The organism is Pedococcus bigeumensis, assembly GCF_039531795.1.
GTDB lineage: Bacteria > Actinomycetota > Actinomycetes > Actinomycetales > Dermatophilaceae > Pedococcus > Pedococcus bigeumensis.
On the sequence record NZ_BAAAQS010000003.1, the window covers coordinates 967,062 to 993,507 of the forward strand.

Genomic DNA, 26,446 nt, shown 5'->3' on the forward strand with positions numbered 1-26,446 from the left:
GTTCACCAACGCCCGTGCAGAAGCGACTGTACGGGCGTTGTTGCGTCCGGGCGCGGCCCACTCAAGGAGCCCACGGGGTCCGGGACCCGCGGTGTCCACCCGGGCGCCCGCGGAGCCCCACCCGGGGGCCCACGGCTCCGATCCGGTGTCCTGCCCTGCTCCCGCGTGGTTCACTTCTGGCGTGGGCGGAGTGCGAACCCGGTTGGCTGGTCCCGATGACGCGCTCGTCGTGGCGGCCCTGACGCTGCAGTGCGCCCGTCACCGCGGGGGCCAGGGCGAGGTCGGCTTCCTCGACCGGTTCGCCCGTGCGTGGTCGGCGAGCCAGAAGGTCCGCCCGGTCTGGATCGCCGAGGCCGGCGACGACCACGCCGGCTACCTCCAGGGCCTGGTGGTCGAGCCGTTGCCCTGGCCGGGCCGGGTCCCCGGAGCCGGCGCCGAGCTGGTGGTCGACACCTTCTTCGTCCGCCCGGAGCACCGTGGCATCGGTGCCGGGGAGGTGCTGCTCGCCGCAGCCGTCGGCTGGGCCCGCGACTCCGGGCTGCGGGCGGTCACGATCTCGGCGGGCACCCACACGACGGCGATGGTCGAGCGGGTCGGTTTCGTCGCCGACGCCCGCGCCTACCGGATGGAGCTGTGATGGGAGCCGGGTTCAAGATCGGGTCGATCGTCGTCAACGTCCGCGACGTCCCCCGCGCGATGGCCTTCTGGGCGGCCGCCCTCGACTACCAGCCGCGCTACGAGCCCGAGCCCGACTGGGTGATCCTGAGCCCCCGCGACGGCGTCGGGCCCAACCTCTCCCTCAACCTGGGCGACACCCGACCGCTGCTGCACCCCCACATCCACCTCGACCTCTACGCCCACGACCAGGAGGCCGAGATCGAACGGCTCGTGGGGTTGGGTGCCCAGCGTGTCCAGGACTGGCAGTACCCCGAGGGTGAGCGCGACTTCGAGGTGCTCGAGGACCCAGAGGGCAACCGGTTCTGCGTCATCGACGCCCGTCCAGAGTGATGCGTCCCGGCTCGACGAACTCCCTGACCGATGTCCACGGGTTGCGGGTCGGCCACGCCACCCGTCGCGAGGAGGGCTGGCTGACCGGGTGCACCGTGGTGGTGGCTCCCGACGCAGGCGCCGTGGCCGGGGTGGACGTCAGGGGCGGCGCACCCGGCACGCGCGAGACCGACCTGCTCGACCCCCGCAACCTCGTCGACCGGGTCAACGCCGTGGTGCTGACCGGCGGGAGCGCGTTCGGGCTCGCCGTCGCCGACGGCGTGGTCCAGCAGCTGTATGCCGCGGGGCTGGGTTGGCCGATGGGGGAGCCCGGGCAGGTGGTCCCGATCGTGCCGGCGGCGGTGCTCTTCGACCTCGGACGAGGCGGCGAGTTCGCGCACGCCCCGACCGGCGCAGACGGTGTGGACGCCTTCGCCGTGGCCTCCGCCGACGCCGTGCTCCAGGGGTGCGTGGGCGCCGGCACGGGCGCACGGGCCGGCGGGCTCAAGGGGGCGATCGGGTCGGCCAGTGCGGTGCTCGACGACGGCACGACCGTCGCGGCACTGGTGGCCCTCAACTCGTTCGGGGCACCGCACGACGAGCGCACCGGCGAGCTGCTGGCCGCCCGGTACGGCCTCGGCGACGAGTTCGCCCACGTCGGGCTGCCGAGCGCCGACGAGCTGGACGCGGCGCGCGCCCGGGCCGACGCGGCATACGAGGGGCAGCCGGTGCGCCCGGGGATGGCGACGGTGATCGGTGTCATCGCCACGGACGCCACCCTCAGCAAGGCGCAGTGCCAGAAGGTAAGCGGCCTGGGCCACGACGGGCTGGCGCGGGCGATCCACCCGGTGCACACGCTGCTCGACGGCGACACGCTGTTCACCCTCGCGACCGGCGAGCGGCCGGCGCCCGAGCTGCCTGCCCTGCACGCCCTGATGGTGGCCGCGGGCGACTGCGTGACCAGGGCCGTGGGCCACGCGGCGCTGGCTGCCGAGTCGGTCGCCAACGGCACCGTCGACCTGCGGTCGTACCGCGACGCGTTCCCGTCGGCTGTCAGGATGGGGTGATGGAGCCCGACTGGAGCACGCCCGAAGGACTCGCTGCGATCAAGGACGCGCTGGCGTCCACCATCGACGGGTGGGAGCCACCGGTCGCGTATGCCGTGGGGATCAGCTCGGCGTCGTCGTCACCTGAGCTGGAGTTCCCCCACGTCAACGCCCCGGGAGGGCGGCACGCCCTGCCCGCGGTGGTGCTGGCCAAGCTGCTCGGTCACGCGAACGGGTCGCAGACCTACGACCTGTCCCGCCAGCAGCTCGAGGCCGCCGTGGAGACGTTGCGCCCCGCCGAGGCCTGCACCACCCTCGACCACCCCAACCTCGCGGCCTGGCGCACGGTCCTCGCCGGGCTCGACGCCAACCCGGCCCGCACGGCGTACGCCGTCTTCGTCGCCGACCTGGACGACCCGGTGGAGTCGGAGGCCGACGCCACGCTGCGCACGCTCCTGTGACGGGCGGCTGCATCAGGGTGGCTGGACCTCGAGGTCCATCGAGTCGAAGGCGAGCCCGACCGGCTCGATGACGAGGTCACGGTGAGCCCCGGCGCGGAGATCATCGCCGTTCGCCTGGCGCGGACACGTTTGCACTCTCCCGGGGAGAGTGCCAATAATGGCGTTAGCACTCTCACCCTGAGAGTGACAATCCAGGCCAGTCTGGGTGAGGTCCGGGGAACGCGGCGACGTGAGCCGCGCGAGCCGGGCCGTCCGTCGCGGGCACCCGCTGGCCACCGCTTACGTTTCGCGTGGGAGGAACCACCCGAATGGCCAAGATCATCGCTTTCGATGAAGAGGCTCGCCGCGGTCTCGAGCGGGGAATGAACATCCTCGCCGACGCCGTGCGCGTCACCCTCGGTCCGAAGGGCCGCAACGTCGTCCTCGAGAAGAAGTGGGGAGCCCCCACGATCACCAACGATGGTGTGTCCATCGCCAAGGAGATCGAGCTCGACGACCCGTACGAGAAGATCGGCGCAGAGCTGGTCAAGGAAGTTGCCAAGAAGACGGATGACGTCGCCGGCGACGGCACGACCACCGCCACCGTCCTGGCCCAGGCCCTCGTCAAGGAGGGCCTGCGCAACGTCGCCGCAGGCGCCAACCCGATGGCCCTCAAGCGTGGCATCGAGAAGGCCGTCGAGGCCGTCTCCGCCCAGCTGCTCGAGATGGCCAAGGACGTCGAGACCAAGGAGCAGATTGCTTCGACGGCCTCGATCTCCGCTGCTGACCCCCAGATCGGCGAGATGATCGCCGAGGCCATGGACAAGGTCGGCAAGGAAGGCGTCATCACCGTCGAGGAGTCCAACACCTTCGGCCTCGAGCTCGAGCTCACCGAGGGCATGCGCTTCGACAAGGGCTACATCAGTCACTACTTCGTCACGGACACCGAGCGCATGGAAGCCGTCCTCGAGGACCCCTACGTCCTCGTGGTCAACTCCAAGATCTCCGGCATCAAGGACCTGCTGCCCCTCCTCGAGAAGGTCATGCAGTCCGGCAAGCCGCTGCTGATCATCTCGGAGGACGTGGACGGCGAGGCCCTGTCGACGCTCGTGGTCAACAAGATCCGCGGCACCTTCAAGTCGGTCGCCGTCAAGGCCCCCGGCTTCGGTGACCGTCGCAAGGCCATGCTGGCCGACATCGCCATCCTCACCGGTGGCCAGGTCATCTCCGAGGAGGTCGGCCTGAAGCTCGACACGGCTGAGCTCGACCTGCTCGGCCGGGCCCGCAAGGTCGTCGTCACCAAGGACGAGACGACCATCGTCGAGGGTGCTGGCGACGCCGACCAGATCCAGGGTCGCGTCAACCAGATCCGCGCCGAGATCGACAAGTCGGACAGCGACTACGACCGCGAGAAGCTGCAGGAGCGCCTGGCCAAGCTGGCCGGCGGCGTTGCGGTCATCAAGGCCGGTGCCGCGACCGAGGTCGAGCTCAAGGAGCGCAAGCACCGCATCGAGGACGCCGTGCGCAACGCCAAGGCAGCCGTCGAGGAGGGAATCGTCGCCGGTGGTGGCGTGGCCCTGCTCCAGGCGACCAAGGCCGCGTTCGAGAAGCTCGAGCTCGAGGGTGACGAGGCCACCGGTGCGAACATCGTTCGCGTCGCAGCCTCCGCTCCGCTCAAGCAGATCGCGATCAACGCCGGTCTCGAGGGTGGCGTCGTGACGGAGAAGGTCAGCACGCTCGATGCCGGGTGGGGCCTCAACGCCGCCACCGGCGAGTACGTCGACCTCATCGCCGCGGGCATCATCGACCCGGCCAAGGTGACGCGTTCCGCGCTCCAGAACGCCGCGTCGATCGCCGCGCTGTTCCTCACCACCGAGGCCGTCATCGCCGACAAGCCCGAGAAGGCTGCGCCGATGGCCCCCGGTGGCGACGAGATGGGCGGCATGGGCTTCTAGCCCAGCCGCACGGCATACGCCACACGCCGAAGGGCGGTCCACCGAGAGGTGGGCCGCCCTTCGGCCATCCCCCGAACGGATCGGCTGCCCAGCGGCGTTACCCAAGCAGGGGGTGGGCCGTGTAGAACTTCCTCGTGCCGACTTCCCCGCCCCCCGGTCCCCTCGTCCTGGGGCCGCTGCTCCGCTACATCGGCGAGCGGTCGGCCACGATCTGGGTCCAGACCCGCGACGCCGCCGTGGTCCGGGTCCGGGCGTTCGACCGCGAGTGGTCGGCGCCGACCTTCGCGGCCCACGACCGGCACTACGCACTGGTGGTGCTCGACGGCCTCGAGCCGGGGTCGGCCAGTGCCTACCAGGTGGACATCGACGACGAGCGGGTCTGGCCCGAGCCGGTGCCCGAGCGCACCGACCTGCCGCCCAGCCGGATCAGGACCCTGCTGCACAGCGAGCCCACCCGGCTGGCCTTCGGCTCGTGCCGCACGAGCGTGCCGCACGACGCCGAGGGCAACGCGAGCAACGGCGTGGACGCCCTGCGCGCGTACGCCCACCACCTGAGCCGGCCCGAGCGCCAGGAGGGCGACTGGCCACACCTGCTGTGCTTCCTCGGGGACCAGGTCTACGCCGACGAGACCAGCGAGCAGATGCGTGACTACATCGCGTCCCGTCGCAGCCTCGACGAGCCGCCGGGCGAGGAGCTCAAGGACTTCGCGGAGTACTCCCACCTCTACTGGCTCGCGTGGACCGACCCGCTCAACCGGTGGCTGCTGTCGACGCTGCCGAGCGCGATGATCTTCGACGACCACGACATCCGTGACGACTGGAACACCTCGCAGAGCTGGCACCGTGAGATCAACCAGACGTCTTGGTGGCACGAGCGGATCGTGGGCGGCCTGGCCTCCTACTGGGTCTACCAGCACGTCGGCAACCTCTCGCCCGAGGAGCTGGCCGACGACGAGGTGTGGCAGCGGATCGCGGCCCACGCCGAGTCCGGGGCCAGCGGTGAGCTCGACCTGACGCAGGTGCTCGACGAGCTCGCCGAGCGGGTGGACGCCAAGCCGGAGACCTACCGGTGGAGCTATGCCCGCGACCTGGGGGAGTCCAGGCTCGTCGTGGTGGACTCACGCGCCGCGCGGGTCCTGGAGCCGGAGCGGCGCTCGATCCTCGACGACGACGAGCTCGCCTGGCTCGACGGCCAGCTGCGCGGCGACGTCGACCACCTGTTCATCGGCACCTCCCTGCCGTTCTTCATCGCGCAGGGCATCCACGACCTCGAGGCCATCAACGAGGCGATGGCCACCGGGGCCTGGGGCCCGCGGGTGGCGAAGTGGGGCGAGAAGATGCGGCGCGCCCTCGACCTCGAGCACTGGGCCGCCTTCCAGGAGGGCTTCGCCGCGGTGCTCGACATGGTGGTGCAGGTCGCCCACGGCGAGCGCGGGAAGGCACCCGGGACGATCACCTTCCTGTCGGGCGACGTGCACAACTCCTACATCACCGAGATCGGCCCCGACCAGCTCGGCGGCGGCAGCAGCACGATCCTCCAGGCGGTCTGCTCGCCCATCCGCAACCCCCTGCCGCGCCAGGTCCGCATCGCGCAGGCCTTCCTCGGCAAGGGGCTGGCCCGGCCCCTGGAGTTCCTCGTGAGCCGCACCGAGAAGGTGCCCAGCGCGCCATACCGGTGGGTCGTGACGCACGGCCCGTGGTTCGACAACAACCTCGCCACCCTCGAGGTCCGCGGGCGTGGGCTGGTGATGCGCTGGGAGGCCGGCGAGGTGCGGGGAGACCGCTACGACGACCCCGAGCTGCGGCAGGTGGCACGCGTCGCGATCAGCTGAGCGCACCGCCCCGTCGTTCGGAGGATCCGCCGGGCCCTGACGCCGCGGATCTTCCGAACCACCGCTCGTGCGTCGGGGCACGTTCACGAGTCGTCCACCGTTTGGTGGACAGTCGGTAGGTGGACTGGGGGTTCACTCAGGGTGGGCTCAGGGTCGAACCTGAATGCGTCGCAGGTGCAGCGTCCCTACTTTTGAGGAGAACGGAATCCACCATGAGCCGGGAGCCTGAGATGACTGCGACACCCCTGACCACCGACGCCCCCACGGCGTCCACCACCCGCGCGGCCGCCGCGCGTGTCGTCAACCTGCACAAGGTCTACGGCAAGGGTGAGGCCGAGGTCCGTGCCCTCGACGGGGTCAGCGTGGACCTGGCGCGCAGTGAGTTCACCGCGATCATGGGTCCGTCAGGCTCCGGCAAGTCGACGATGATGCACTGCGCCGCCGGCCTCGATGCCGTGACCAGCGGTGAGGTCTACATCGGCGACGTCGACATCACCCGTCTCAAGGACAAGGCCCTGACCACCCTGCGCCGCGACCGGATCGGGTTCGTCTTCCAGTCGTTCAACCTCATCCCGACGCTCAACGCGGAGGAGAACATCCTCCTGCCCCTGGCGATCGCCGGGCGGAAGGCCGACGCGGCGTGGTTCGACACCGTCATCGACACCGTCGGCCTGCGCGACCGGCTCAGCCACCGCCCGAGCGAGCTCTCGGGCGGTCAGCAGCAGCGCGTCGCCTGCGCGCGCGCCCTCGTCAGCAAGCCCGAGATCGTCTTCGCCGACGAGCCCACGGGCAACCTCGACTCCACGTCGGGGGCGGAGGTCCTCGGCTTCCTTCGGCGCAGCGTCGACGAGTTCGGGCAGACCATCGTCATGGTCACGCACGACCCCGTCGCCGCGGCGCACACCGACCGCGTGGTCTTCCTGGCCGATGGTCACGTCGTCGACGAGATGCGCGAGCCCACCGCCGACAAGATCCTCGAGCGGATGAAGCGCCTCGACGTGCGCCTGCACCCGGACCCGGCAGGTGCCTGACCATGTTGCGCGCCAGCTGGAAGAGCCTGCTCGGCCGCAAGCTGCGGCTGTTCATGAGCGCTTTCGCCATCATCCTCGGCGTCTCGTTCGTGTCGGGGTCGTTCATCTTCACCGACACCCTGAGCCGCGCGTTCGACGGCATCGTCAACACCGTGGGCGAGGTCGTCGTCCGGCCCGACTCCGCGAGCAGTGACTTCGACTCCGGTCCGACGTCCAAGACCGTGCCCGGCAGCCTCGTGCAGACCCTCGCCGGGCTGCCCGACGTGGCCCGTGCCGACGGCAACGTCACCGACCCCACCACCTTCGTCGTGTCCAAGAAGGGCAAGCTGATCGGGGGCGGCGGCCCGCCCGGCCTCGGACTCTCGTGGAACGACGCACCCACCACCGGCGGCGAGCCGCCGGCCACGATCTCCACAGGGCGCTGGCCGACCAGGTCGGGTGAGGTCGTGCTCGACTCCGGCACTGCTCGCCGGGCCGACTACTCCGTGGGCGACACCGTCACGCTGGTGACCAGCGGCGCCAAGCCGAAGGTCACCGCCACCCTCGTCGGACTCGCCGAGTTCAAGGGCGGCACGGTCGGTGCGACGCTGGCCTTCTTCGACACCAGGACCGCCCAGGACCTCTACTACGGCGGCAAGGACGAGTTCTCGGACGTGTGGGTGACGGCCAAGGACGGCACCAGTCCCGAGGACCTCGCCGCGTCCATCCAGTCCTCGCTGCCGAAGGGTTTCGAGGCCGTGACGGGCGCGTCCGTGGCCAAGGAGCAGGCGACCGGCATCAACAAGGCGCTCTCCTTCATCAACATCTTCCTGTTGATCTTCGCCGGGATCGCCCTGTTCGTGGGGTCCTTCCTCATCATCAACACCTTCTCGATCCTCGTGGCGCAGCGCAGCCGTGAGCTCGCGATGCTGCGTGCCCTCGGCGCGGGGCGGCGCCAGGTGACCCGGTCGGTGCTGTTCGAGGCCTTCGTCGTCGGGCTGGTCGGGTCGACCATCGGCCTGGGCGCGGGGTTCCTGCTCGCCCTCGGCATCCAGGCGCTCTTCGCGCGCTTCGGCCTCGACCTCAGCGGTTCGCCGCTCGTCTTCCAGCCGAGCACCGCCCTCATCGCGTATGCCGTGGGCATGGTCGTGACGATGCTCGCGGCCTACCTGCCCGCTCGGCGCGCAGGCAAGATGCCCCCGGTGGCGGCCATGCGCGACGACATCGCCCTCCCGGAGGCGACCCTGCACCGGCGCATCTGGATCGGCTCGGTCCTGTTCGTCATCGGGCTCTGGAACACCTTCCTCGGGGCGTTCACGCCGATCGACCACTCCTCCTACTGGGTGGGCACGGGCGTCTTCGCCCTGGTCATGGCCGCGATCCTCACCAGCCCCGTCGTGGGCCGGCCGGTCATCCACCTGCTCGGCCTGGTCTACCGCCGGATGTTCGGGGCGGTGGGGCTGATGGCGGAGCAGAACGCCACCCGCAACCCGCGTCGCACCGCGGCCACGGCTTCCGCCCTGATGATCGGGCTCACCCTCGTGGCGATGATGTCGGTGTTCGGCGCCTCGGCGAAGGCCAGCGTCGACAAGTCGATCAACGAGAACTTCGCCGCCGACTACGTGGTCTCCAACGCGATCGGCCAGCCGTTCTCGACGACCGTCACCCGTGACGTGGCGGCAGTCCCCGGCGTCGCGGTGGTCAGCCCGATGCGCTACCTCGGCGTCTCGGTCAACGACGACAGGGGCTTCGCGGCCGCCGTCGACCCCGTCGCCCTCGGCAAGGCTGTCCCGGTCGACTTCACCAGCGGCTCCCTGGCCGCACTCAAGCCGGGCACGCTGCTGCTCTCCGAGGACCGGGCCACCAAGGAGGGTGTGTCGGTCGGCAGCAAGGTCGCCACCGACATCTCGGGCACCAAGGGGAGCGCCACGGTGGTGGGGATCTTCAAGAGCACGGCGGCCCTGCCCAACTCGATCATCATCACGCTGGCCGACGCCGATGCTGCAGGCGTGCCGAAGCAGGACAGCGCCACGTTCGTCGTCCGCGCCCCGGGGGCCGACCCCAAGGCGGTCGAGGCGGGCATCGAGAAGGTCATCGCCGACCTGCCCTCGGTCACGCTCAAGAACCAGGACGAGTTCGCCGCCGAGCAGCGGGCTCCGATCGACCAGCTGCTCTACATCATCTACGCGCTCCTCGGGCTGGCCGTGGTGATCGCCGTCCTCGGCATCATCAACACCCTCGCGCTGTCGGTGATCGAGCGGACCCGGGAGATCGGGCTGCTCAGGGCGGTGGGGCTGAGCCGGCGACAGCTGCGCACGATGCTGCGGCTGGAGTCCGTGGCGATCGCGCTGCTCGGTGCGGTGCTCGGGGTCGCGCTCGGCCTGGCCTCCGGCTGGGCGCTGCAGCGCAGCCTCGCCGACGACGGGATCGACGTGCTGTCGATCCCGGGTGGCCAGCTGGCGGTCTTCGTGGTGCTGGCAGGGATCGTGGGCGTGCTCGCGGCGCTGTGGCCCGGGCGACGGGCCGCCCGGCTCGACGTCCTCAAGGCCATCACGACCGAGTAGGGGCGACGCGCTGGGCGGCGCTCGGAAGTGCCGGGAGGCGCTGGAAGGCGCTGGAAGGCACGCCACCGCATACCGAGGACGCTGCCCCGACCACCACGGTCGGGGCAGCGTCGGGTCGGCTCAGCTGAACATGCGCAGCGTCTGGGCCTCGGTCTCCGCGTAGTGCGTGCCCGCCGCGGCGAGGACCCCGCCGATCGAGTCGAGCGAGGCGCGCACCTGCTTCTGGGTGCCCTGCCACTCGCCCACCAACGACTGGAACCGGGCGGAGGCCGATCCGGTCCACGCGCCCTGGAGCCCGGTCAGGCGGGCCATCATGGCCGTGACCTGGCTGTCGATCTCGGTCGAGATGCGGGCGATGTCGCCCGACGCGGCCTGGATGCGCTCGGTGTCCACCGTGAACTGTGCCGACATGGTTGTCCTCCTGACGAGTGCGGCGCCCCCGTGGCTTCCGCCTGGAGCGAGGCTAGGGGCCGCGACCAGCCGGCCCGCCCGGTTGTCCACAGGGCTGCCCGGGGCGGGTAGCGTCAGCCGGGTGACCATCTGGATCGACCCGCCGGCCTGGCCGGCCCACGGGCGGTTGTGGTCACATCTCGTGAGCGACACGTCCTACGAGGAGCTGCACGTCTTCGCTGCAGCACAAGGGATTCCGCGCCGCGGCTTCGAGGGTGACCACTACGACGTGCCCGAGGAGCGGTATGTCGCGCTGGTCGCCGCGGGGGCCACGCCGGTCGACGGTCGAGAGGTCGTGCGGATCCTCCAGCGCAGCGGTCTGCGGATCCAGAAGCGTCGCCATGAGCGGGTCGTCCATGCCGTCCCGGGTGCGCCGTGGCTGCCACCGGGGTCCCGGGCCGACGTGATCGCCTCGCGCCAGGACGAGGCCCCGGCCAACACCGTGGTGGTGCGGCTGGCCGTGCTGTCCAGGGCCGACCTGCTCCTCGTGGTGCGACCTGACGGAGGGTGGGACCTGCCATCCCGGCACGTGGGTGCGGACACCCCCGCAGGGGCGGTGGGCGAGCTGGCCCGTGACCTGCTGGGAGGGTCGGGCTGGATCGCCCCCACCCTCCTCGGCTACGTCCGCAACACGGTGCCAGCGCCGACCGGCGACTATCCCTGGCCGGCGCCCAAGGCCTGCTTCGCCGTGTTCGCCCATCGCCTGGGTGGGCGAGACGACGCCCGCCCGGGGACGTGGCGGCCTCTCGCGGAGGCGACGGACGCCCTGACCGAGCGGCACTGGTGGCCGCTCCTGGAACACGTCGAGCGGGTGGATCGGTGAGCCACCTGATCGCCTCGGTCCCGGGCGCGACGTTCGCCGACGGCTCGGTGGCCGACGTCGAGCTGTGGGCGTCGTCCGAGCCGGTGGCCGACGATGCCGTCTTCGCCGCCATGGTGGTGGTGACCGACGCGACCGGACGGTATGCCGCCGTCTACAGTCCCCGTCGACGCGAGTGGGGCATCCCCGGTGGCTGGCGCGAGCCCGGGGAGTCGGCCGTCGAGTGCGCGGTCCGCGAGGTCTGGGAGGAGACCGGGCTGCGGCTCGACCCCGAGGGCCTGCGCGTCTTCGGCCACGAGAGCTTCGCCCCCGTGTCGGCGCACGGTCGGTGGCCCGAGCGCGGTGGGTCGATGCAGCTGTTCCGGTGCAGGGTGCACGTCGCAGGGGGCGAGCTCGTCGCCGCCGAGCCGGACGCCGTCGACCCCAGGTGGGTCACCGCCCAGGAGTTCGAGACCCTGTCGGGTGGGCAGTTCTGGTGGCCGCTGGTGGCAGCGGCGATGACCCCGGAGCGCTAGGGAGTCAGCCGCTCAGGAGCCCCAGCTCGACGGCGAGGTTCGCGCGCGCCGCGTCCTCCCACGACTCGCGGGCGAAGCCGGTGGCGTAGATGGTCTCGCGGTCGAGGAACGGTCGCAGGATCGACGCCCTGGCGGCGCGGAACACGTCGTCGGGCACGGCGGCGTACTCGGCGCGCACCTGGAGGGTGTACTCGTCGTAGCGACCGGGCGGCGAGCTGAGGATCCACAGGTCGGCGTCGTGGAAGGCCCCCGCCAGGGGCGTGCCGGTGAGGTCGTGGTCGTGGGTGGAGAGCACGAGGTCGCGCACGGTCTCGACGTCCTCCGTCGCGAAGCCCAGCGCCGTCAGGTCGCGCACCGCGAGGGTGGCGCTGTCGACCTCGTTCTCGGCGCCGGAGGTCGTGGTGTCGTAGACGGCGTCGTGGAACCACGCGGCGACGCGGGCCAGCGCGCTCTCGCGCGCGGTCAGCACGCCGGCGTGCTCGAGGTCCTCCAGCGCCCAGAACATCTCCACGACGTGGCGGGCCGTGTGGTACCTGCGGTGTTCCTCGCCGAGCCGGCGCAGGAGGTCCTCCCCGACGGCCCGGACGGCATCGGAGTGTGCTCCGGGAGCGAGGTCGGCGACGTCGAGCGTCCACCACGTGATCAGTGCCGGCACGAGGGGGATTCTGGCAGAGATCGACGCGGTCAGGCGGGACCCAGCTGGGTCGGCAGCGGTTCGGCGTGCACGACGGTCAGCGCCGAGACCGCACGGGTCAGCACGACGTAGAGCCGACGCAGCCCGGTGCGCTCGTCAGGCTCCGCCGCAGCGATGGCGGCGGGCTCGACCACGATGACCCGGTCGAACTCCAGCCCCTTGGCCACGGTGGCGGGGACCACGTCGACCTGGTGGTCGATGTCGCCATGGTCCTGGCCCAGCACGCCGTGGTCGATCCCGTTGCGCTGCAACGACGCTGACAGCTCCTCGACCATTGCGTCGGGAGCGATGACCCCGATGGAGCCGGGCTCCTCGAGCTCGGTCGCGACCACGACACCCACCTGTTCGTGGAGGCTGGCGGCGTCGGTCGGCACGAGGTCGAGACGGCCGGGGTTGTCTCGCACCGAGACGGGGGAGCCGAGCCCGGGTGCCATGTGCGGGAGCAGCTGGGCCGCGTACTCGATGACACTCGCGGGCACGCGGAAACCCCGGTCGAGGACCTCGACGTGGCTGCCCGGCTTGCCCAGGTGGTGCAGTGAGGACTCCCACGAGTCGGTCGCCCACGGCGTGGTGCCCTGCGCGATGTCACCCAGCACCGTGGCGGCGCCGGTGGAACACCGCCGGCCGACGGCCCGCAGCTGCATCGGGGAGAGGTCCTGTGCCTCGTCCAGCACGACGTGGCCGAGCGAAGGAGTGCGGGCGATGTGGTCGCCCAGCTCGTCGAGCAGCACGGTGTCGGCGCGCGACCACTTGGCGGTGCCCTTGGAGCGAGGCGGGCTGTCCCACAACAGGATCCGCCGCTCCTCGTCGCTGAGCAGGTCGTGGGAGTGACGCGCCAGCTCGTCGGGATCGGACAGGAGGGAGAACAGCACCGCCTTGGCGTCGAGCGCCGGCCAGAGTGCCGTGACGTACTTCTTCACCACCGCGGAGCGGGCGACCTGGTCCTGGACGCGGTCGTCGGGAGAGTCGCCGGACCCCTCCATCTTCAGGAGGACCGCGTGGGCGAGGCGCTGCGGGAGCATCTGCCGCGCCGCGTCGTAGCGCACGCCGCGGGAGCGCAGCTCGTCGAGGATCTCGTTGACCTCGTATGCCGGCACGCGCCACTTGCGCACCCCACGCGGCACCACGAGCGGCTCGGTCGCAGGCTGCACGGCCGACCACACGGCATACCGGAGCACCTCGGCGAGGCGCGCGTCGCCCTTGAGGACCGCGGTCTCGGTGGGGTCGGTGCCGCGGACCGGCACGGAGGCGACCAGCTCCTCGATGGTGGTGTGGCCGACGGCGACCTCGCCGAGGGCGGGGAGGACCGCCCCGATGTGCTCGAGAAAGGCCCGGTTGGGGCCGATGACGAGGACGCCGGAGCGGGCCAGGCGGTCGCGGAACGCATAGAGCAGCCAGGCTGCACGGTGGAGGCCGACAGCGGTCTTGCCCGTGCCGGGGGCGCCCTGGACGCAGATGGTCTGCTCGGCGCCGGCCCGGACGATCTCGTCCTGCTCGGGCTGGATGGTGGCCACGATGTCGCGCATCGGCCCCACGCGCGGTCGCTCGATCTCCTCGGCGAGGATCTGGCTGCGGACGTCGTGCTCGGCGCGGTCCTGGAGGTGCTCGTCCTCGTAGGCCGTGATCGCCCCGCGGTCGAGCCCGAACCGTCGACGTAGGACCACACCCATCGGCTCGGTGCGGGACGCCCGGTAGAACGCGGTCGACATGCCCGCCCGCCAGTCGATGACGAGCGGGTCGCCGGCGGTGTCGGCGACGTGGCGTCGGCCGATGTACCAGCGCTCGTCCGTGTCGGTGTCGATCCGACCGAAGAAGAGGGTGGTCGAGGGGTCGTCCTGCAGGGAGGCGGCCCGCAGGTGGAGGGTGCGGGCGAGGTGCTCGGCCGAGATCGGGTCGTGGGCTTGGACCTTGAGCGAGAGGGTCTGCTCCCGCATCGCGGCGAGCGCCTCACGGGCGGCGCCGAGGTAGTCCTGCTCTCGCTTCAGTTCCGGAGTGGGGGCGGTAGCAGACACAAGGGTCTACCTTGCCACCGCGTCAGCACCGCGTCGAACGGTTTTCGTCCGGCGGGCGGCGGAGCGTGACGTGATCTGATCGAAAGTCATCCTGTCTTAAACCGATTCGCGCCACCTGACGGTCCCCGGGAGGCACCGCCTCGACCCAGTAACGGTCCGGACTCGCTCGGGAACCACATCCGGGGAAGTCCTTGACGCCGCCGCCCCAGAGGCTTATGTTCCTACTAAATTTAGGACCGAACAAAGGACGAGCCGAGGATGTCTCTGAACGGACCGGTGACCACGCGGGGTGACCTCGTGCGCGCCGCGGTGTTGGGGCTGTTGGGCACCCGTGGCCCGAGCTCGCGCGCCGACATCGCCCGCTCCCTCGGAGTCAGCCCGGCGACCGTCACGCAGACCACCAAGGAGCTGCTGGCCCGGGAGCTCGTCATCGAGCTCGAATCGGTGCCGAGCCAGGGAGGCCGTCCCGCTCGACTGCTCGGCTTGGTGCGCACGGCAGGGGGAGCCATCGGCGCCAAGGTCACTCCCAACCACGTCGCGCTCGTCTCGGTCGACCTCGACGGGACGGTCCGCTCCTCCCGTGCCGTGCCGTTCGACGCTGGCCATCCCTCGGCCCTGGACACCCTCAGCGACATCCTGCGCTCCGCCGTGGCCGACCACGAGGGCCACCTGCTCGGGGTCGGGGTGGGCCTTCCGGGTGCCGTGGACTCGCAGGCGTCCGGGATCGTCGATGCGCCCACCCTCGGCTGGGACCGTGCCCCGGTCGGGCCCACCCTGCGGGCCGCACTCGGAGTGCCGGTGCTGGTCGACAACGACGTCAACACCCTCGCCGCCGCCGAGAGCGTCTACGGCATCGGCCGTCAGCACTCGTCCTACCTCGTCGTGACGATCGGACTGGGCATCGGCTGTGGCATCGTCCAGAACGGCTCGGTGAGTCGCGGCGCCCACGGCGGCGCCGGCGAGATCGGGCACATCCCGGTGTCGATCGACGGCCCGCCCTGTGGCTGCGGCAACACCGGTTGCCTGGAAGCGCACATCGGCGAGAGCGGCCTCCTCGCGTCGGCGATTGCCGCTCGAGTGCTTGACGAGAAGGGCACGGTGGCCGACCTGGCCGCTGCCGCGCATGCCGGGGACGAGCGGGCCCGCGCCGTGTATGCCGAGGCGGGTCACATGCTCGGCCGTGGCCTCTCCGGCGTCGTCCACATGGTCGACCCGGAGCTGATCGTGCTCATGGGTGAGGGCATGACCGAGTGGGCCTTCTGGCAGGCCGGCTTCGAGGAGTCCTTCCGCCGTCACCTGATGCCGGCCCGCCGCAACATCCCCTACGTCACCGAGTCCTGGACCGAGAGCCAGTGGGCCGTCGGCGCTGCCTGCCTCGTCCTCGCGTCGCCGTTCGACGCGGACACCGCTGGCGCCCAGGGTGAGCTGGTGCGGGCTCGGTTGCAGGACGTCACCGCCGCGGGCTCCCGATGACGACCGGCGCGCGCTGGCGCAAGCTCGGCTGGGTGCTGTTCTTCCTGGCGCCGAGCGCCGTTCCGCTCCTGCTGTTCACCGTGGCGCCGATGGTCAGCTCGGTATGGGTGAGCCTGCATGAGTGGAACCTCATCTCGCCGATGAAATGGGTGGGGCTCGATAACTACCGCAGCCTCCTGGGCGACCCCGGCACGCGCACCGTCTTTCTGCACACCCTCATCTACTGCGCCGGGTACCTCCCCCTGGTCTTCGCGGGCGGCCTGGGCCTGGCCCTGGCCCTCAACCAGAAGCTCGCCGGTCGGTCGTTCTTCCGGGCGGCCTACTTCCTGCCCGTGGTCACCAGCTGGGTCGTCGTCGCCTTGGTGTGGAAGTGGCTCCTCAACCCCACCAACGGCCTCGTCAACACGCTCCTGGGGGCGGTCGGAGCCCCGCAGCCGGGATGGTGGACCGACCCGAACTGGGCTCTGCCCGCGGTGATCCTGTCGTCGGCCTGGAAGGACCTCGGCTTCGTCATGGTCATCATGCTGGCCGGTCTCCAGGCGATCCCGCAGGACGTCCTCGAGGCGGCCTGGGCTGACGGGGCGAACGGCTGGCAGCGGTTCTGGCGGATCACCCTCCCGCTCCTCTCGCCGTCGACCTTCTTCGTGGTCATCATCTCCCTCATCAACGGATTCCAGGTCTTCGACCAGGTCTACGTCATGACCGGTGGCGGACCGTCGGGTTCGAGCCAGGTCGTGGTCGGCCAGATCTACGACCTCACCTTCCGCTACGGCCGGGCCGGGGAAGCCAGTGCGCTGTCGTGGATCCTCTTCGCGGTCATCCTCGTCATCACTGCGGTGCAGATCCGCGGCCAGCGTCGGTGGGTGCACTATGCCTGACACGCTCGTGCCCGTCGCACCTCCCGCCGCGGTCCCCGGTCGGGCCTCGGGCGAGCGCGCCAACCGTCGCCCGTTCCGGCCGCTCAACATCCTGCGGTATGCCGCGGTGCTGGCCGGCGCGGCCGTGATGCTCTTCCCGTTCCTGTGGACGGTCATCACCTCGATCACTCCCGGCGGCAGCCTCGCGGGCGGTCCCACGCTGATCGTCAAGGACCCGACGCTCGCGGCCTACCGGACGCTGCTCGACACGCTCCCGATGTGGCGCATCGTCCTGAACTCCCTGTGGGTCGCGGTGGCGGCCACCCTGCTGCAGCTGCTCACGGGATCGATGGCCGCCTACGGCTTCGCGCGTCTACCGTTCAAGGGCAAGAACGTCGTCTTCGCGCTCTACCTCGCCACCCTCATGGTGCCGATGCAGGTGCTGGTCGTCCCGCTCTTCATCGAGATGAAGTCGCTCAACCTGCAGGACACCTACATGGCGCTCCTGGCCCCCTCGATCGCCTCGGCGTTCGGCGTCTTCCTGCTTCGCCAAGCGGTCGAGTCCGTGCCGAAGGAGCTCGACGAGGCCGCGACCATCGACGGCGCCGGCCACCTGCGGATCTTCGTCACGATCATCGTGCCCCTCATCCGACCGGCCCTCGCGACGGTCGCCGTCTTCGCGTTCATGGGCAGCTGGAACAGCTTCCTGTGGCCGCTGGTCGTCATCCGCTCACCCGAGTTCATGACCCTTCCCCTGGGGCTCGCCACCCTCCAGGGCCAGTTCACCACCGAGTGGGACGTCGTGATGGCCGGGTCGGTCTTCTCGATCCTGCCCATCGCCGTCGTCTACCTCCTTGCCCAGCGCCACATCATCGCCGGCGTCGCACACACCGGCATCAAGTAACAGGTTTCACCCGCACCAGTCCCGACCGCGCGCCACCCGGAACGCGGCAGGCCCCGAAAGGAACATCAATGATCAACATCGCCAGGCGCAGCGTCGCGCCTGTCATCGCCGCCGGTCTGGCACTGGCGCTCGGCGCCTGCGCCCAGGGGTCTGCTACCAAGTCCTCCGACGCCGCGTCGTCGGGGGGCAAGACCACGATCCGCTACATGAACTTCTCCGCCAACGGCGGGCACGAGAAGGACCTCGACACGATCAAGGCTGCCTTCGAGAAGGCCAACCCCACCATCACGGTCCAGATCGAGACCACCCCCTACGACTCCTACTTCACCAAGCTCCAGACTGCGGTGGCCGGTGGCACTGCTGGCGACGCCTTCGAGCTCAACTACGAGAACTTCGTGACCTACGCGTCCAACGGGTCCCTCGCCGAGCTCAAGAACGTCGACGGGTCCAAGTACAAGCCATCCCTGCTCCAGGCCTTCGGGGCGGACGGCAAGCAGTACGGCCTGCCCGAGTCCTTCTCCAACGTCGTCCTCTTCTACAACAAGGACCTCTTCAAGGCGGCCGGGGTCGCCGAGCCCACCGCCGACTGGACGTGGAAGGACGAGCAGGCTGCGGCGGCGAAGCTGACCGACAAGTCGAAGAAGGTCTGGGGCGACTACCAGCCGATCTCGTTCTTCGAGTTCTACAAGGCGCTCGGCCAGTCCGGTGGGCAGTTCCTGAGCCCGGACAAGAAGAGCGCGACGTTCAACTCCGACGCCGGCCGGGCCGCGGCCGAGTTCCTCGTCTCCAAGTCCGGCAAGACGATGCCGACCGAGGCGCAGGGTGCGGGCACTCCCGACTTCGACTCGAAGCTCTTCAAGGACGGCAAGCTGGCCATGTGGCACACGGGGATCTGGATGTTCTCGGGCATGGCTGACGCCAAGTTCGCCTGGGACATCGCGGTCGAGCCGGGTAACACGACGAAGGCCTCGGCGATGTTCACCAATGGCGCCGTCGTCTCCGCGCAGAGCAAGAACCAGGCCGCCGCCCAGAAGTGGGTCACCTTCCTGACGTCCTCGGACGAGATGGTGCAGAAGCGGCTCGAGACCAGCTGGGAGCTGCCGCCCGTCGCCGACGAAGCGAAGCTGTCGTCGTACCTCGACGCAGGCAAGCCGGCGAACCGCAAGGCCGTGTTCGCGTCGCTCGACGCCACGGTGCTGCCCCCGGTCATCGCCCGGCAGCAGGAGATGCAGGACGCGGTCAGCAAGGAGCTCACGTCCGCTGCTGCGGGCCGCAAGTCCGTCGCCGCTGCATTGACCGACGCCGAGAATGCGGTCAACGCGCTCCTCAAGTAGTACCCAGCTGGACCGAGGGTGGTCCGGCCGGCAGCAGCCGCCGACCGGACCACCTTCCCTCATCGCGGTTGCCGGGCCGTGACCCCTGGTCGGCCCGGCAACCGCCCTCAACCCGATGCATTGGACGCCATGACTTCCCTCCGCCTCACCGAGTCGAGCTCGGCCGGCCGTGACCTGACTCCTCAGCAGCTGGTCGAGCTCGCGCACCGCAGCCACGCCGTGATCACCGAGCACCAGCACGTGGACGGCGCCTACCCGGCTTCGCCCACGTTCTCCGCCTACCGGGGCTATGCGTGGTTGCGGGACGGCTCCTTCACGGCCGAGGGCATCTCCAGGTACGGCGACGTGGAGTCGGCCGACCGCTACCACGACTGGGTGAGCCGGGTACTGGGCGCCAGGCGTGCCCAGGTCGATGCCTTGCTGGCGGACGTTGCCCGCGGGGTCGAGGTGCCCCTGGACCGCATGCTGCCGACGCGGTTCACCTTCGATGGCCTCGATGGCTCGGACCCGTGGTGGGACTTCCAGACCGACGGCTACGGCACCTGGCTCTGGTCCCTGGTCGCCCACGCGAAGCGCCACGAGCGTGACCTCCCCCGGTGGCTTCCGGGCATCGAGGTGGCCGTCGACTTCATCAGCGCCTTCTGGGACCTCCCCTGCTACGACTGGTGGGAGGAGCACGTCGAGCACCGGCACGTCTCGACCCTCGGAGCCGTGGCCGGGGGGCTGCGTGAGATCGCGGCGTCGGGGCTGCTCGACGAGGAGCGGGCCACGCGGGCTCGCGCCGCGTCGACGGGCGCAGCCGCGCTCGCTCTTCGCGACGGCGTGACGGACGGGCACCTGGTGAAGTGGCTCGGCAGCGACGCGGTCGACGGCTCGCTCCCGTCCTGTGTCGTGCCCTTCCGGCTCGCCGAGCCCGGAAGCCCTCTCGCGACGGCCACGCTGGCGAAGGTCGCAGCCGACCTCGATGTCGACGGTGGGGTGCACCGCTTCCGAGCAGACGTGTTCTACGGAGGTGGCCAGTGGCTCCTCCTGTCAGCCCTGTTGGGGTGGAACCTCGTGGCGGCCGGTGACCGGGACGGCGCGATGCGCCACCTGCAGTGGGTCGCCGACCACGCGACCTCGACGGGTGAGCTGCCCGAGCAGGTCCCCGACCACCTCCTCCATCCGGACGCCCGGGCTGAGTGGGTCGAACGATGGGGCGAGGTGGCCACGCCGCTGCTCTGGTCACACGGCATGTACCTGATCCTGGCCGACGAGCTGGGCCTGCTCGACGGGCCGGGCGCATGAGCACCGGCCTGCTCGTGCACCGGCCGCACGGCATCGAGCACCCCTACGCGACGTCGCTCGACCAGCGCATCCCCGTGCTCCCGCTGACCGGTGAGCCGGTGCTCCTCGGCGTGCAGGCGCTCGCCGACCTGGAGTCGGTGACCTGTGAGTGGGCGCCGGTCTCAGGTGACCCGACCGTGCTGGCGATGGCGCCTCGGGTGGCGGACGCGGCGGACGCCGCGGCGCTCGCCGGTGGCGAGGGCCACCTCGCCGCGGCCCAGGCGGCTTCCCTCGGTGGAGAAGGCGGCTGGGCCGTGCAGACCCCGCCGGTCGCCGACTCCACGGGCTACCGCTACCGGTTCCATGCGACCGCCAGCGACGGCGCGACCCAGACGACGGACTGGTATTCCGTGGCGCCGGCCCGGTGGGTCGCCGACCTCCCCAGCGGACTCGCCGCCCAGCTCACCGGGGCGGACGAGCGACTGGTTGCCGGGTCCCTCGAGTGGCTGGTCACGGACGACGCAGTGCACCGGGTGAGGTTCGCCCTCGGCATCGCTGAAGGCGACCACGTGGTCGGTTTCGGCGAGCGGTTCGACCACCTCGACCAGGGCGGGCGTCGCCTCGACGCCGTGGTCTTCGAGCAGTACAAGTCACAGGGGGCGCACGGCCGCACCTACCTGCCGATGCCTTTTGCGCACGTGGTCGGCGCGGATGGCAGCGCCTGGGGATTCCACGTCCGCACGTCCCGCCGGTCCTGGTACGACGTCGGCGCTTCGGAAACCGACCGTCTCACGGTGGAGGTCGCCCTCGGCGGCACTGCGCACGAGTCGCTCGACGTGCGTCTGTACGACGGTGACCCGACCGCGGTGCTGCACTCCTTCCTCGACGAGGTCGGTCGCGCGGAGGAGCTCCCGTCCTGGGTCTTCCGGTTGTGGGCGTCCGGCAACGAGTGGAACACCCAGGCACTGGTGACCGAACGCATGGACAGCCATCGGGAGCTGGACATCCCCGTGGGTGTCGTCGTGATCGAGGCCTGGAGCGACGAGGAGGGGATCATGCTCTTCCGGGACGCCTCCTACGCGCCCCGACCCGACGGATCGCCCTTCTCCGCAGCGGATTTCGAGTTCCCTGCCGATGGCGCATGGCCGGACCCCAAGGCGATGGTCGACGACCTGCACTCCCGGGGGATCAAGGTCATCCTCTGGCAGATCCCACTGCTCAAGACCGCGCAGTCCGAGGACGGGCTGCACGAGCAGGTGCTGGCCGAGGGGGAGGCGATGGTCCACGAAGGCCACGCGGTCCGCGAGGCGGACGGCACGGCATACCTCAACCGTGGGTGGTGGTTCCCGAAGTCCCTCATGCCCGACCTCTCCTCGCAACGGACCCGCGACTGGTGGACGGCCAAGCGGGACTACCTGGTGCGCGACCTGGGCGTCGACGGCTTCAAGACCGACGGCGGCGAGCACGCCTGGGGGCACGACCTGCAGTATGCCGACGGCCGGCGCGGCGACGAGGGCAACAACCTCTACCCGGTGCACTACGCCAAGGCATTCGGCGACCTCCTGCGCAAGCACGGCAAGGCGCCGATCACGTTCTCCCGCAGCGGTTTCACCGGGTCGCAGGCGCACGGCGTCTTCTGGGCCGGCGACGAGGACTCCACTTGGGAGGCGTTCCGCAACAGCGTCACCGCGGGCCTGACCGCGTCGGCGTGCGGCATCGTCTATTGGGGCTGGGACCTGGCCGGCTTCTCCGGGCCGGTCCCGGACGCCGAGCTCTACCTGCGCGCCGCGGGGGCGTCGACGTTCATGCCGGTCATGCAGTACCACTCCGAGTTCAACCACCACCAGCTCCCGCTGCGGGATCGGACCCCGTGGTACGTCGAGGAGGTGACCGGTGACGAGCGGGTTGTCCCGGTGTTCCGCCGCTTCGCGCAGCTGCGCGAGCGACTCGTGGGCTACCTGGCCGAGGAGGCGGCCGAGACGGTGCGCACGGACCGGCCGCTGATGCGCGCGCTCTTCTTCGACCACCCCGGCGACGCTGCGGTCTGGCAGCACCCTCGGCAGTGGATGCTCGGCGTCGACCTCCTGGTCAACCCGGTCACCGAGGAGGGTGCCCAGACGTGGTCCACCTACCTGCCGGCGGGCGAGTGGGTCGACGTGTGGACCGGCGAGAGCCACCAGGGCGTCCAGGTCGTCCACCGTGAGATGCCCATCGACGAGGTCCCGGTCTACTGCACCCGTGCGGGCTGGGATCGACTGGACCACGTGTTCCGCCCATGAGGGGACGCCTCTAGCCGGGCGGCACGTGGCCGGGCCGGGTCCACTCGCGGTCTCGATCGCGAGGGCCCGGCCCGGACTTGCTGGTCCGCTGTCCGCACGATCAGCGGACCGGGTCACCGGTCGACGCGAGTTCGGCCCGACCGGTGGCTGGTGGTCGGCGCCCGGAGGCGCCGACCGGCTCGGTGGTGGATCAGTTGGTCGCGGCTGCCTTGGCGACCAAGGTGGCGGTCAGGTCGATCTTCTTGCCGTCGCGCAGCACGCTCAGGGTGACCTTGTCGCCGACGCCGCGTTCGCGGATGTTCGCGACCAGTGACAGGGCCGAGTCGACGCGCTCGCCGTCGACCGCGATCACCACGTCACCCTTCTGCAGGCCCGCGTTGGCGGCCGGGGTGTTGGCCGAGATCTGGGTGATCTGCGCGCCGGCCCGCTGGCTGGTGCCGTCGGACGCCGTGCCGTCGCCGAGGCTGACGCCGAGGAAGGCGTGCTCGGCCTGGCCCGACGAGATCAGCTGCGAGGCGATGCTCTTGGCCTCGTTGGCCGGGATCGCGAAGCCGATGCCGATGCTGCCACTCTGCCCGCCGCTCGACGAGCCCAGGCTGGCGATCGAGGAGTTGATGCCGACCAGCTGACCGGAGGCGTTGACGAGCGCGCCGCCGGAGTTGCCGGGGTTGATCGCGGCTGAGGTCTGGATGGCATTGGTCACGACGTCCTCACCGCTACTGCCGGTCGAGGGCTGGCCCAGCCCCGGCAGGCCCTGGCCGAACGGGTTCTGGTCCTGCGGCTGGCTGTTGTCCTCGGCAGCGGTCGTCACCGGGCGGTTCAGGGCGCTGACGATGCCGGTCGTGACGGTGCCCGCGAGCCCGAGGGGGTTGCCGATCGCCATGACCGGGTCGCCCACCTTCAGGTCGTCGGAGTTGCCGATCGCGATCGCCTTGAGGTCGTTCGGGGCGTTCGACAGGGTGATCACAGCGAGGTCGGTGCTCGGGTCGGTGCCGGCCACGGTGGCCTTGTAGGTGCGTCCGTCGTTGAGCGTCACGGTGATCGCGGCGCCGGCGCTGGCGCCGCCCACGACGTGGTTGTTGGTGAGGACGTGGCCCTTGGCGTCGATGATGACGCCGGAGCCCTGCGCCTCGCTCTGGCCGGACTTCACCGTGATCGACACGACGCTCGGCGCCACGGCCGCAGCGGTGGCAGTCCAGTTCGGGTTGGTGGCGTCGGCCTGGACCACGGGCCCGGTGTCCGCGCCGCGACCCAGCGACGACGAGCTGGCAGGGGAGGAGGCCTGCGGGCCGTCATCGAGCTGGGTCGCGGCGTAGGTGCCGCCGCTCGCGAGGAGGGCGGCGAGCGCCGCGACGGCGGTGAGTTCCGTCAGTCGGCGCCGCTTGCCCGGCTGGGCAGGCTCTGCCCCGTCCCGAGTGGGAAAGGAAGGGGGCGGCCCAGCCGGAGGAGTGGTGAGCGGCGGGTATGCCGTGGAGGCACCTGCCGCGGGGAGTCCGAAGGCTGCGTGGTCACGCGGGATCTCGGAGGTCTGGCCGAACCAGACCGGGGTCGTCGGCTCGCCCTGCTGCGACCACGGGTCCGGGGAGGCGTTCGTGGGAGCCGGGGCCACCGAGGGCTGCTGCTGGGGCTGCGGCTGACCACTGTCACCGGTGCTGTCCGGTCGGGTGTCCGGGTGGATCTGGGTCATGGTGGTGCGCTCCTTGGTGTGGCTTGGTGACGTCAGTCAACCGCTCCAACGTCAAGGGGTGCTGGGCGCTGCCTGAGAGTTGTCTGTGGGCAGCTCGACGATGAAGGTCGCGCCACCGCCGACGGTCTGCGAGACCCCGATCCGGCCCCGGTGGGCGTTGACGATGGCGGCCGCGATGGCCAGGCCCAGCCCGTTCCCACCACCGGCACCGCGGACCCGCGACGGGTCGGCGCGGTAGAAGCGCTCGAACACCTTGCGGGCCTTGTCCGGGTCGACGCCAGGGCCGTGGTCGCGCACTTCGAGCACCACGTGGTGGTCGGACTCCCTTGTGCCGACGGCGATTTCGAGAGGTGACCCCATCGGCGTGTGGTTCAGGGCGTTGGACACCAGGTTGGCCAGCAGCTGTCGCAGCTTGGCGTCATCGCCGGGGACCACGGTGGGTCCGAGTGGACCGGTCAAGCCGGAGACGGTGATCTGCCGGTCCGGGTCGATGGCTCGGGCGTCCTGCGCCGCGTCGGCAGCCAGCACGGTCAGGTCGACGGGGGCGATGCGCATCGGTCGCTGGTCGTCGAGCCGCGCCAGCATGAGGAGGTCCTCGACCAGGCCGCCCATCCGGGTCGCCTCGCCCTCGATGCGGGTCATGGCGCTCGCGACGTCGGCCGGCTCCCGGACCGCTCCCTGGCGGTAGAGCTCCGCGTAGCCCCGCACCGCGGCCAGCGGGGTACGCAGCTCGTGGGACGCGTCGGCTACGAACTGGCGCATCCGCTCCTCCGAGGCCTCCCGGGCGGCGAACGACTGCTCGATCTGGGCGAGCATCACGTTGAGCGACCGCGACAGCGAGGTGACCTCGTCCTTGGCGGTGCGGGTCGGGATGCGTCGTCCGAGGTCACCGTCGGCGATGGCGGCCGCGGTGTCCTCGATCTGGCGCAGCGGACGGAAGGCGCGCTGCACGGCATACCAACCGCCGATGCCGCAGGCGAGGAGGACGGCCAGGCCGATGAGCAACTCGACGAGGACGAGCCGACGCACGGTGTGGCTGACGCTGGACAGGGGGACGGCGACGATGAAGGTGGCGGAGTTGTCGCGCAGCCTGCCCGCGACGGCCCGCCACTGCCCGGAGCCGTCCTTGGTGCCGATGGTGAAGGCGTCGGGGGAGCTGACCCGCGGGTCGCTGATCGACAGGGAGTCGGGGACGCCGGGGCGCGCGCTCGCGCCGGTCGGGTCGATCTCGACGGCGGGAGTGCCGTCCGTCGGGTAGAAGACGACGGCATAGCCGCTGGGCAGGCGGTTGCGGGTCGGCGCGCGCAACGAGTCGAGGGCCTGCTGCGCCACGGTCGGGTAGGCGCGCTGCAGGTCGTCGTCCACGCGACCCATCAGGTCTCGGCGCATCAGGGCCGCCGTGGCAGCGGCAGTGAGCGTGAGCGCGAGGAGCAGCAGGGCCAGCATGACGGCGACCAGGCGCACCCGCAGGGGCAGCGCCTCGAGGTGTCGCTTGACCTCGGTGCCGACCGACCGACCCGGCCGGCCCGACCCGGCCGGAGCCGGCGGGGGAGGTGTCGGAGTGCCGATCGGCGCCGGGCTCGTCGGAGCCGACATCTACGCCTCCGGTGGCTTGCGCAGCACGTAGCCGACGCCGCGCTTGGTGTGGATGAGTGGCGGCACCCCGTCGACGTCGATCTTGCGCCGCAGGTAGGAGATGTAGGACTCCACGATGCCGCTCTCGCCGCGGAAGTCGTAATCCCACACGTGGTCGAGGATCTGTGCCTTCGAGAGCACGCGGTTGGGGTTGAGCATGAGGTAGCGCAGCAGCTTGAACTCAGTGGGGGACACGTCGATCGAGCGTCCGCCGCGACTCACCTCGTGCGAGTCCTCGTCGAGCTCGAGGTCCTCGAACCGCAGCGAGCTCGCGTCGTCGAGCTCGCCCCTGGTGCGGCGCAGGACCGCGCGGATGCGCGCCACGACCTCTTCGAGACTGAACGGCTTGGTGACGTAGTCGTCACCACCCACGGTCAGCCCCTTGATCTTGTCGTCGACCGAGTCGCGCGCAGTCACGAACACGATGGGCAGCTGGCGCCCGGTGTCGCGCAGCTTGCGCGTCACGGTGAAGCCGTCCATGTCGGGGAGCATCACGTCGAGGACGACGAGGTCGGGCTCGTGCGTGGTGGCCAGGTGGAGGGCGGTGGCGCCGTCGGCGGCGACGTGCACCTCGAAGCCGGCGAACCGCAGGGAGGTGGCGAGGAGCTCACGGATGTTCGGCTCGTCCTCGACGACGAGGAGGCGGGCCTCGGGCTGCGCAGTGGTCACGGCACCCAGTCTCGGGC

22 protein-coding genes are annotated in these 26,446 nt (G+C 70.7%); 16 read left to right on the plus strand and 6 right to left on the minus strand.

The annotated features are described in order from the left end of the window. The first annotated feature begins 181 nt into the window (after window positions 1–181). From ABD262_RS15245 to ABD262_RS15280, 8 genes are all read left to right on the plus strand, one after another. Complete coding sequence (locus ABD262_RS15245) at window positions 182–637, plus strand: GNAT family N-acetyltransferase (RefSeq protein ID WP_344137959.1); 456 nt, start codon at window positions 182–184, stop codon at window positions 635–637. Continuing rightward, on the plus strand, window positions 637–1,008 hold the full coding sequence (locus ABD262_RS15250; RefSeq protein WP_344137962.1) for a VOC family protein: 372 nt from the start codon (window positions 637–639) through the stop codon (window positions 1,006–1,008). Before ABD262_RS15245 ends, ABD262_RS15250 begins: the two co-directional genes overlap by 1 nt. Then, window positions 1,008–2,054 (plus strand): P1 family peptidase, encoded by a 1,047-nt coding sequence (locus ABD262_RS15255; RefSeq protein WP_344137965.1) that lies wholly within the window; start codon window positions 1,008–1,010, stop codon window positions 2,052–2,054. Before ABD262_RS15250 ends, ABD262_RS15255 begins: the two co-directional genes overlap by 1 nt. Continuing rightward, on the plus strand, window positions 2,054–2,494 hold the full coding sequence (locus ABD262_RS15260; RefSeq protein WP_344137968.1) for a hypothetical protein: 441 nt from the start codon (window positions 2,054–2,056) through the stop codon (window positions 2,492–2,494). The genes ABD262_RS15255 and ABD262_RS15260 overlap by 1 nt, the downstream gene beginning before the upstream one ends. 308 nt (window positions 2,495–2,802) lie before the next feature. Continuing rightward, a complete protein-coding gene (groL, locus tag ABD262_RS15265) occupies window positions 2,803–4,428 on the plus strand; it encodes a chaperonin GroEL (RefSeq protein ID WP_344137971.1) in 1,626 nt (541 codons plus the stop codon). 134 nt (window positions 4,429–4,562) lie between these two features. After that, entirely contained in the window at window positions 4,563–6,260 is a 1,698-nt protein-coding gene (locus ABD262_RS15270) for an alkaline phosphatase D family protein (RefSeq protein WP_344137974.1), read from the plus strand. 230 nt (window positions 6,261–6,490) lie between these two features. Then, window positions 6,491–7,291: an ABC transporter ATP-binding protein gene (locus ABD262_RS15275; protein ID WP_344137977.1), complete on the plus strand. Its 801-nt coding sequence runs from the start codon at window positions 6,491–6,493 to the stop codon at window positions 7,289–7,291. Between the two features lie 2 nt (window positions 7,292–7,293). Next, window positions 7,294–9,834 (plus strand): ABC transporter permease, encoded by a 2,541-nt coding sequence (locus tag ABD262_RS15280; protein ID WP_344137980.1) that lies wholly within the window; start codon window positions 7,294–7,296, stop codon window positions 9,832–9,834. 120 nt (window positions 9,835–9,954) lie between these two features. Here the strand turns inward: ABD262_RS15280 and ABD262_RS15285 are convergent, their stop codons facing one another. Then, the gene (locus ABD262_RS15285) at window positions 9,955–10,245 is read right to left on the minus strand and encodes a WXG100 family type VII secretion target (RefSeq protein ID WP_344137983.1); all 291 of its coding nucleotides are present in this window, start codon (window positions 10,243–10,245) and stop codon (window positions 9,955–9,957) included. Window positions 10,246–10,366: 121 nt separating this feature from the next. Here ABD262_RS15285 and ABD262_RS15290 point away from each other — a divergent pair, with 121 nt between their 5' ends. Both ABD262_RS15290 and ABD262_RS15295 read left to right on the plus strand, forming a co-directional pair. After that, window positions 10,367–11,107 (plus strand): DUF4031 domain-containing protein, encoded by a 741-nt coding sequence (locus ABD262_RS15290; RefSeq protein WP_344137986.1) that lies wholly within the window; start codon window positions 10,367–10,369, stop codon window positions 11,105–11,107. Continuing rightward, window positions 11,104–11,619 carry an NUDIX hydrolase gene (locus ABD262_RS15295; RefSeq protein ID WP_344137989.1) on the plus strand — a complete coding sequence of 172 codons (516 nt, stop codon included), beginning with the start codon at window positions 11,104–11,106 and terminating at the stop codon, window positions 11,617–11,619. Before ABD262_RS15290 ends, ABD262_RS15295 begins: the two co-directional genes overlap by 4 nt. A gap of 4 nt (window positions 11,620–11,623) precedes the next feature. Here the strand turns inward: ABD262_RS15295 and ABD262_RS15300 are convergent, their stop codons facing one another. Continuing rightward, the gene (locus tag ABD262_RS15300) at window positions 11,624–12,274 is read right to left on the minus strand and encodes an HD domain-containing protein (RefSeq protein WP_344137992.1); all 651 of its coding nucleotides are present in this window, start codon (window positions 12,272–12,274) and stop codon (window positions 11,624–11,626) included. A 29-nt stretch (window positions 12,275–12,303) separates the two neighbouring features. After that, complete coding sequence (locus ABD262_RS15305) at window positions 12,304–14,325, minus strand: HelD family protein (RefSeq protein WP_344137995.1); 2,022 nt, start codon at window positions 14,323–14,325, stop codon at window positions 12,304–12,306. Window positions 14,326–14,583: 258 nt separating this feature from the next. Here ABD262_RS15305 and ABD262_RS15310 point away from each other — a divergent pair, with 258 nt between their 5' ends. From ABD262_RS15310 to ABD262_RS15335, 6 genes are all read left to right on the plus strand, one after another. After that, window positions 14,584–15,798: an ROK family transcriptional regulator gene (locus ABD262_RS15310; protein ID WP_344137999.1), complete on the plus strand. Its 1,215-nt coding sequence runs from the start codon at window positions 14,584–14,586 to the stop codon at window positions 15,796–15,798. After that, window positions 15,795–16,676 (plus strand): carbohydrate ABC transporter permease, encoded by an 882-nt coding sequence (locus tag ABD262_RS15315; protein WP_344138002.1) that lies wholly within the window; start codon window positions 15,795–15,797, stop codon window positions 16,674–16,676. Before ABD262_RS15310 ends, ABD262_RS15315 begins: the two co-directional genes overlap by 4 nt. Beyond that, the gene (locus ABD262_RS15320; protein ID WP_344138005.1) at window positions 16,669–17,559 is read left to right on the plus strand and encodes a carbohydrate ABC transporter permease; all 891 of its coding nucleotides are present in this window, start codon (window positions 16,669–16,671) and stop codon (window positions 17,557–17,559) included. The genes ABD262_RS15315 and ABD262_RS15320 overlap by 8 nt, the downstream gene beginning before the upstream one ends. A 68-nt stretch (window positions 17,560–17,627) precedes the next feature. Further along, window positions 17,628–18,893, plus strand: a complete 1,266-nt coding sequence (locus ABD262_RS15325) for an ABC transporter substrate-binding protein (protein WP_344138008.1) — start codon at window positions 17,628–17,630, stop codon at window positions 18,891–18,893. Between the two features lie 129 nt (window positions 18,894–19,022). After that, on the plus strand, window positions 19,023–20,180 hold the full coding sequence (locus ABD262_RS15330; protein ID WP_344138011.1) for a glycoside hydrolase family 15 protein: 1,158 nt from the start codon (window positions 19,023–19,025) through the stop codon (window positions 20,178–20,180). Beyond that, on the plus strand, window positions 20,177–22,438 hold the full coding sequence (locus ABD262_RS15335; protein ID WP_344138014.1) for a glycoside hydrolase family 31 protein: 2,262 nt from the start codon (window positions 20,177–20,179) through the stop codon (window positions 22,436–22,438). Before ABD262_RS15330 ends, ABD262_RS15335 begins: the two co-directional genes overlap by 4 nt. 190 nt (window positions 22,439–22,628) lie before the next feature. Here the strand turns inward: ABD262_RS15335 and ABD262_RS15340 are convergent, their stop codons facing one another. From ABD262_RS15340 to ABD262_RS15350, 3 genes are read right to left on the minus strand one after another with little or no spacing between them, the layout of a single operon-like run. Further along, the gene (locus ABD262_RS15340) at window positions 22,629–24,125 is read right to left on the minus strand and encodes a S1C family serine protease (protein WP_344138017.1); all 1,497 of its coding nucleotides are present in this window, start codon (window positions 24,123–24,125) and stop codon (window positions 22,629–22,631) included. Window positions 24,126–24,176: 51 nt separating this feature from the next. Next, window positions 24,177–25,721, minus strand: coding sequence for a sensor histidine kinase (locus ABD262_RS15345; protein ID WP_344138020.1), 1,545 nt, complete (start codon window positions 25,719–25,721; stop codon window positions 24,177–24,179). Then, a complete protein-coding gene (locus tag ABD262_RS15350; protein ID WP_344138023.1) occupies window positions 25,722–26,429 on the minus strand; it encodes a response regulator transcription factor in 708 nt (235 codons plus the stop codon). Between the last annotated feature and the right edge of the window lie 17 nt (window positions 26,430–26,446).

Coding starts and splice junctions, on each gene's coding strand:
- ABD262_RS15250 (WP_344137962.1), top strand. CDS start 637: ATGGGAGCCGGGTTCAAGATCGGGTCGATCGTCGTCAACGTCCGCGAC.
- ABD262_RS15255 (WP_344137965.1), top strand. CDS start 1,008: ATGCGTCCCGGCTCGACGAACTCCCTGACCGATGTCCACGGGTTGCGG.
- ABD262_RS15260 (WP_344137968.1), top strand. CDS start 2,054: ATGGAGCCCGACTGGAGCACGCCCGAAGGACTCGCTGCGATCAAGGAC.
- groL (WP_344137971.1), top strand. CDS start 2,803: ATGGCCAAGATCATCGCTTTCGATGAAGAGGCTCGCCGCGGTCTCGAG.
- ABD262_RS15275 (WP_344137977.1), top strand. CDS start 6,491: ATGACTGCGACACCCCTGACCACCGACGCCCCCACGGCGTCCACCACC.
- ABD262_RS15280 (WP_344137980.1), top strand. CDS start 7,294: ATGTTGCGCGCCAGCTGGAAGAGCCTGCTCGGCCGCAAGCTGCGGCTG.
- ABD262_RS15285 (WP_344137983.1), bottom strand. CDS start 10,245: ATGTCGGCACAGTTCACGGTGGACACCGAGCGCATCCAGGCCGCGTCG.
- ABD262_RS15310 (WP_344137999.1), top strand. CDS start 14,584: ATGTCTCTGAACGGACCGGTGACCACGCGGGGTGACCTCGTGCGCGCC.
- ABD262_RS15315 (WP_344138002.1), top strand. CDS start 15,795: ATGACGACCGGCGCGCGCTGGCGCAAGCTCGGCTGGGTGCTGTTCTTC.
- ABD262_RS15320 (WP_344138005.1), top strand. CDS start 16,669: ATGCCTGACACGCTCGTGCCCGTCGCACCTCCCGCCGCGGTCCCCGGT.
- ABD262_RS15325 (WP_344138008.1), top strand. CDS start 17,628: ATGATCAACATCGCCAGGCGCAGCGTCGCGCCTGTCATCGCCGCCGGT.
- ABD262_RS15330 (WP_344138011.1), top strand. CDS start 19,023: ATGACTTCCCTCCGCCTCACCGAGTCGAGCTCGGCCGGCCGTGACCTG.
- ABD262_RS15335 (WP_344138014.1), top strand. CDS start 20,177: ATGAGCACCGGCCTGCTCGTGCACCGGCCGCACGGCATCGAGCACCCC.
- ABD262_RS15340 (WP_344138017.1), bottom strand. CDS start 24,125: ATGACCCAGATCCACCCGGACACCCGACCGGACAGCACCGGTGACAGT.
- ABD262_RS15345 (WP_344138020.1), bottom strand. CDS start 25,721: ATGTCGGCTCCGACGAGCCCGGCGCCGATCGGCACTCCGACACCTCCC.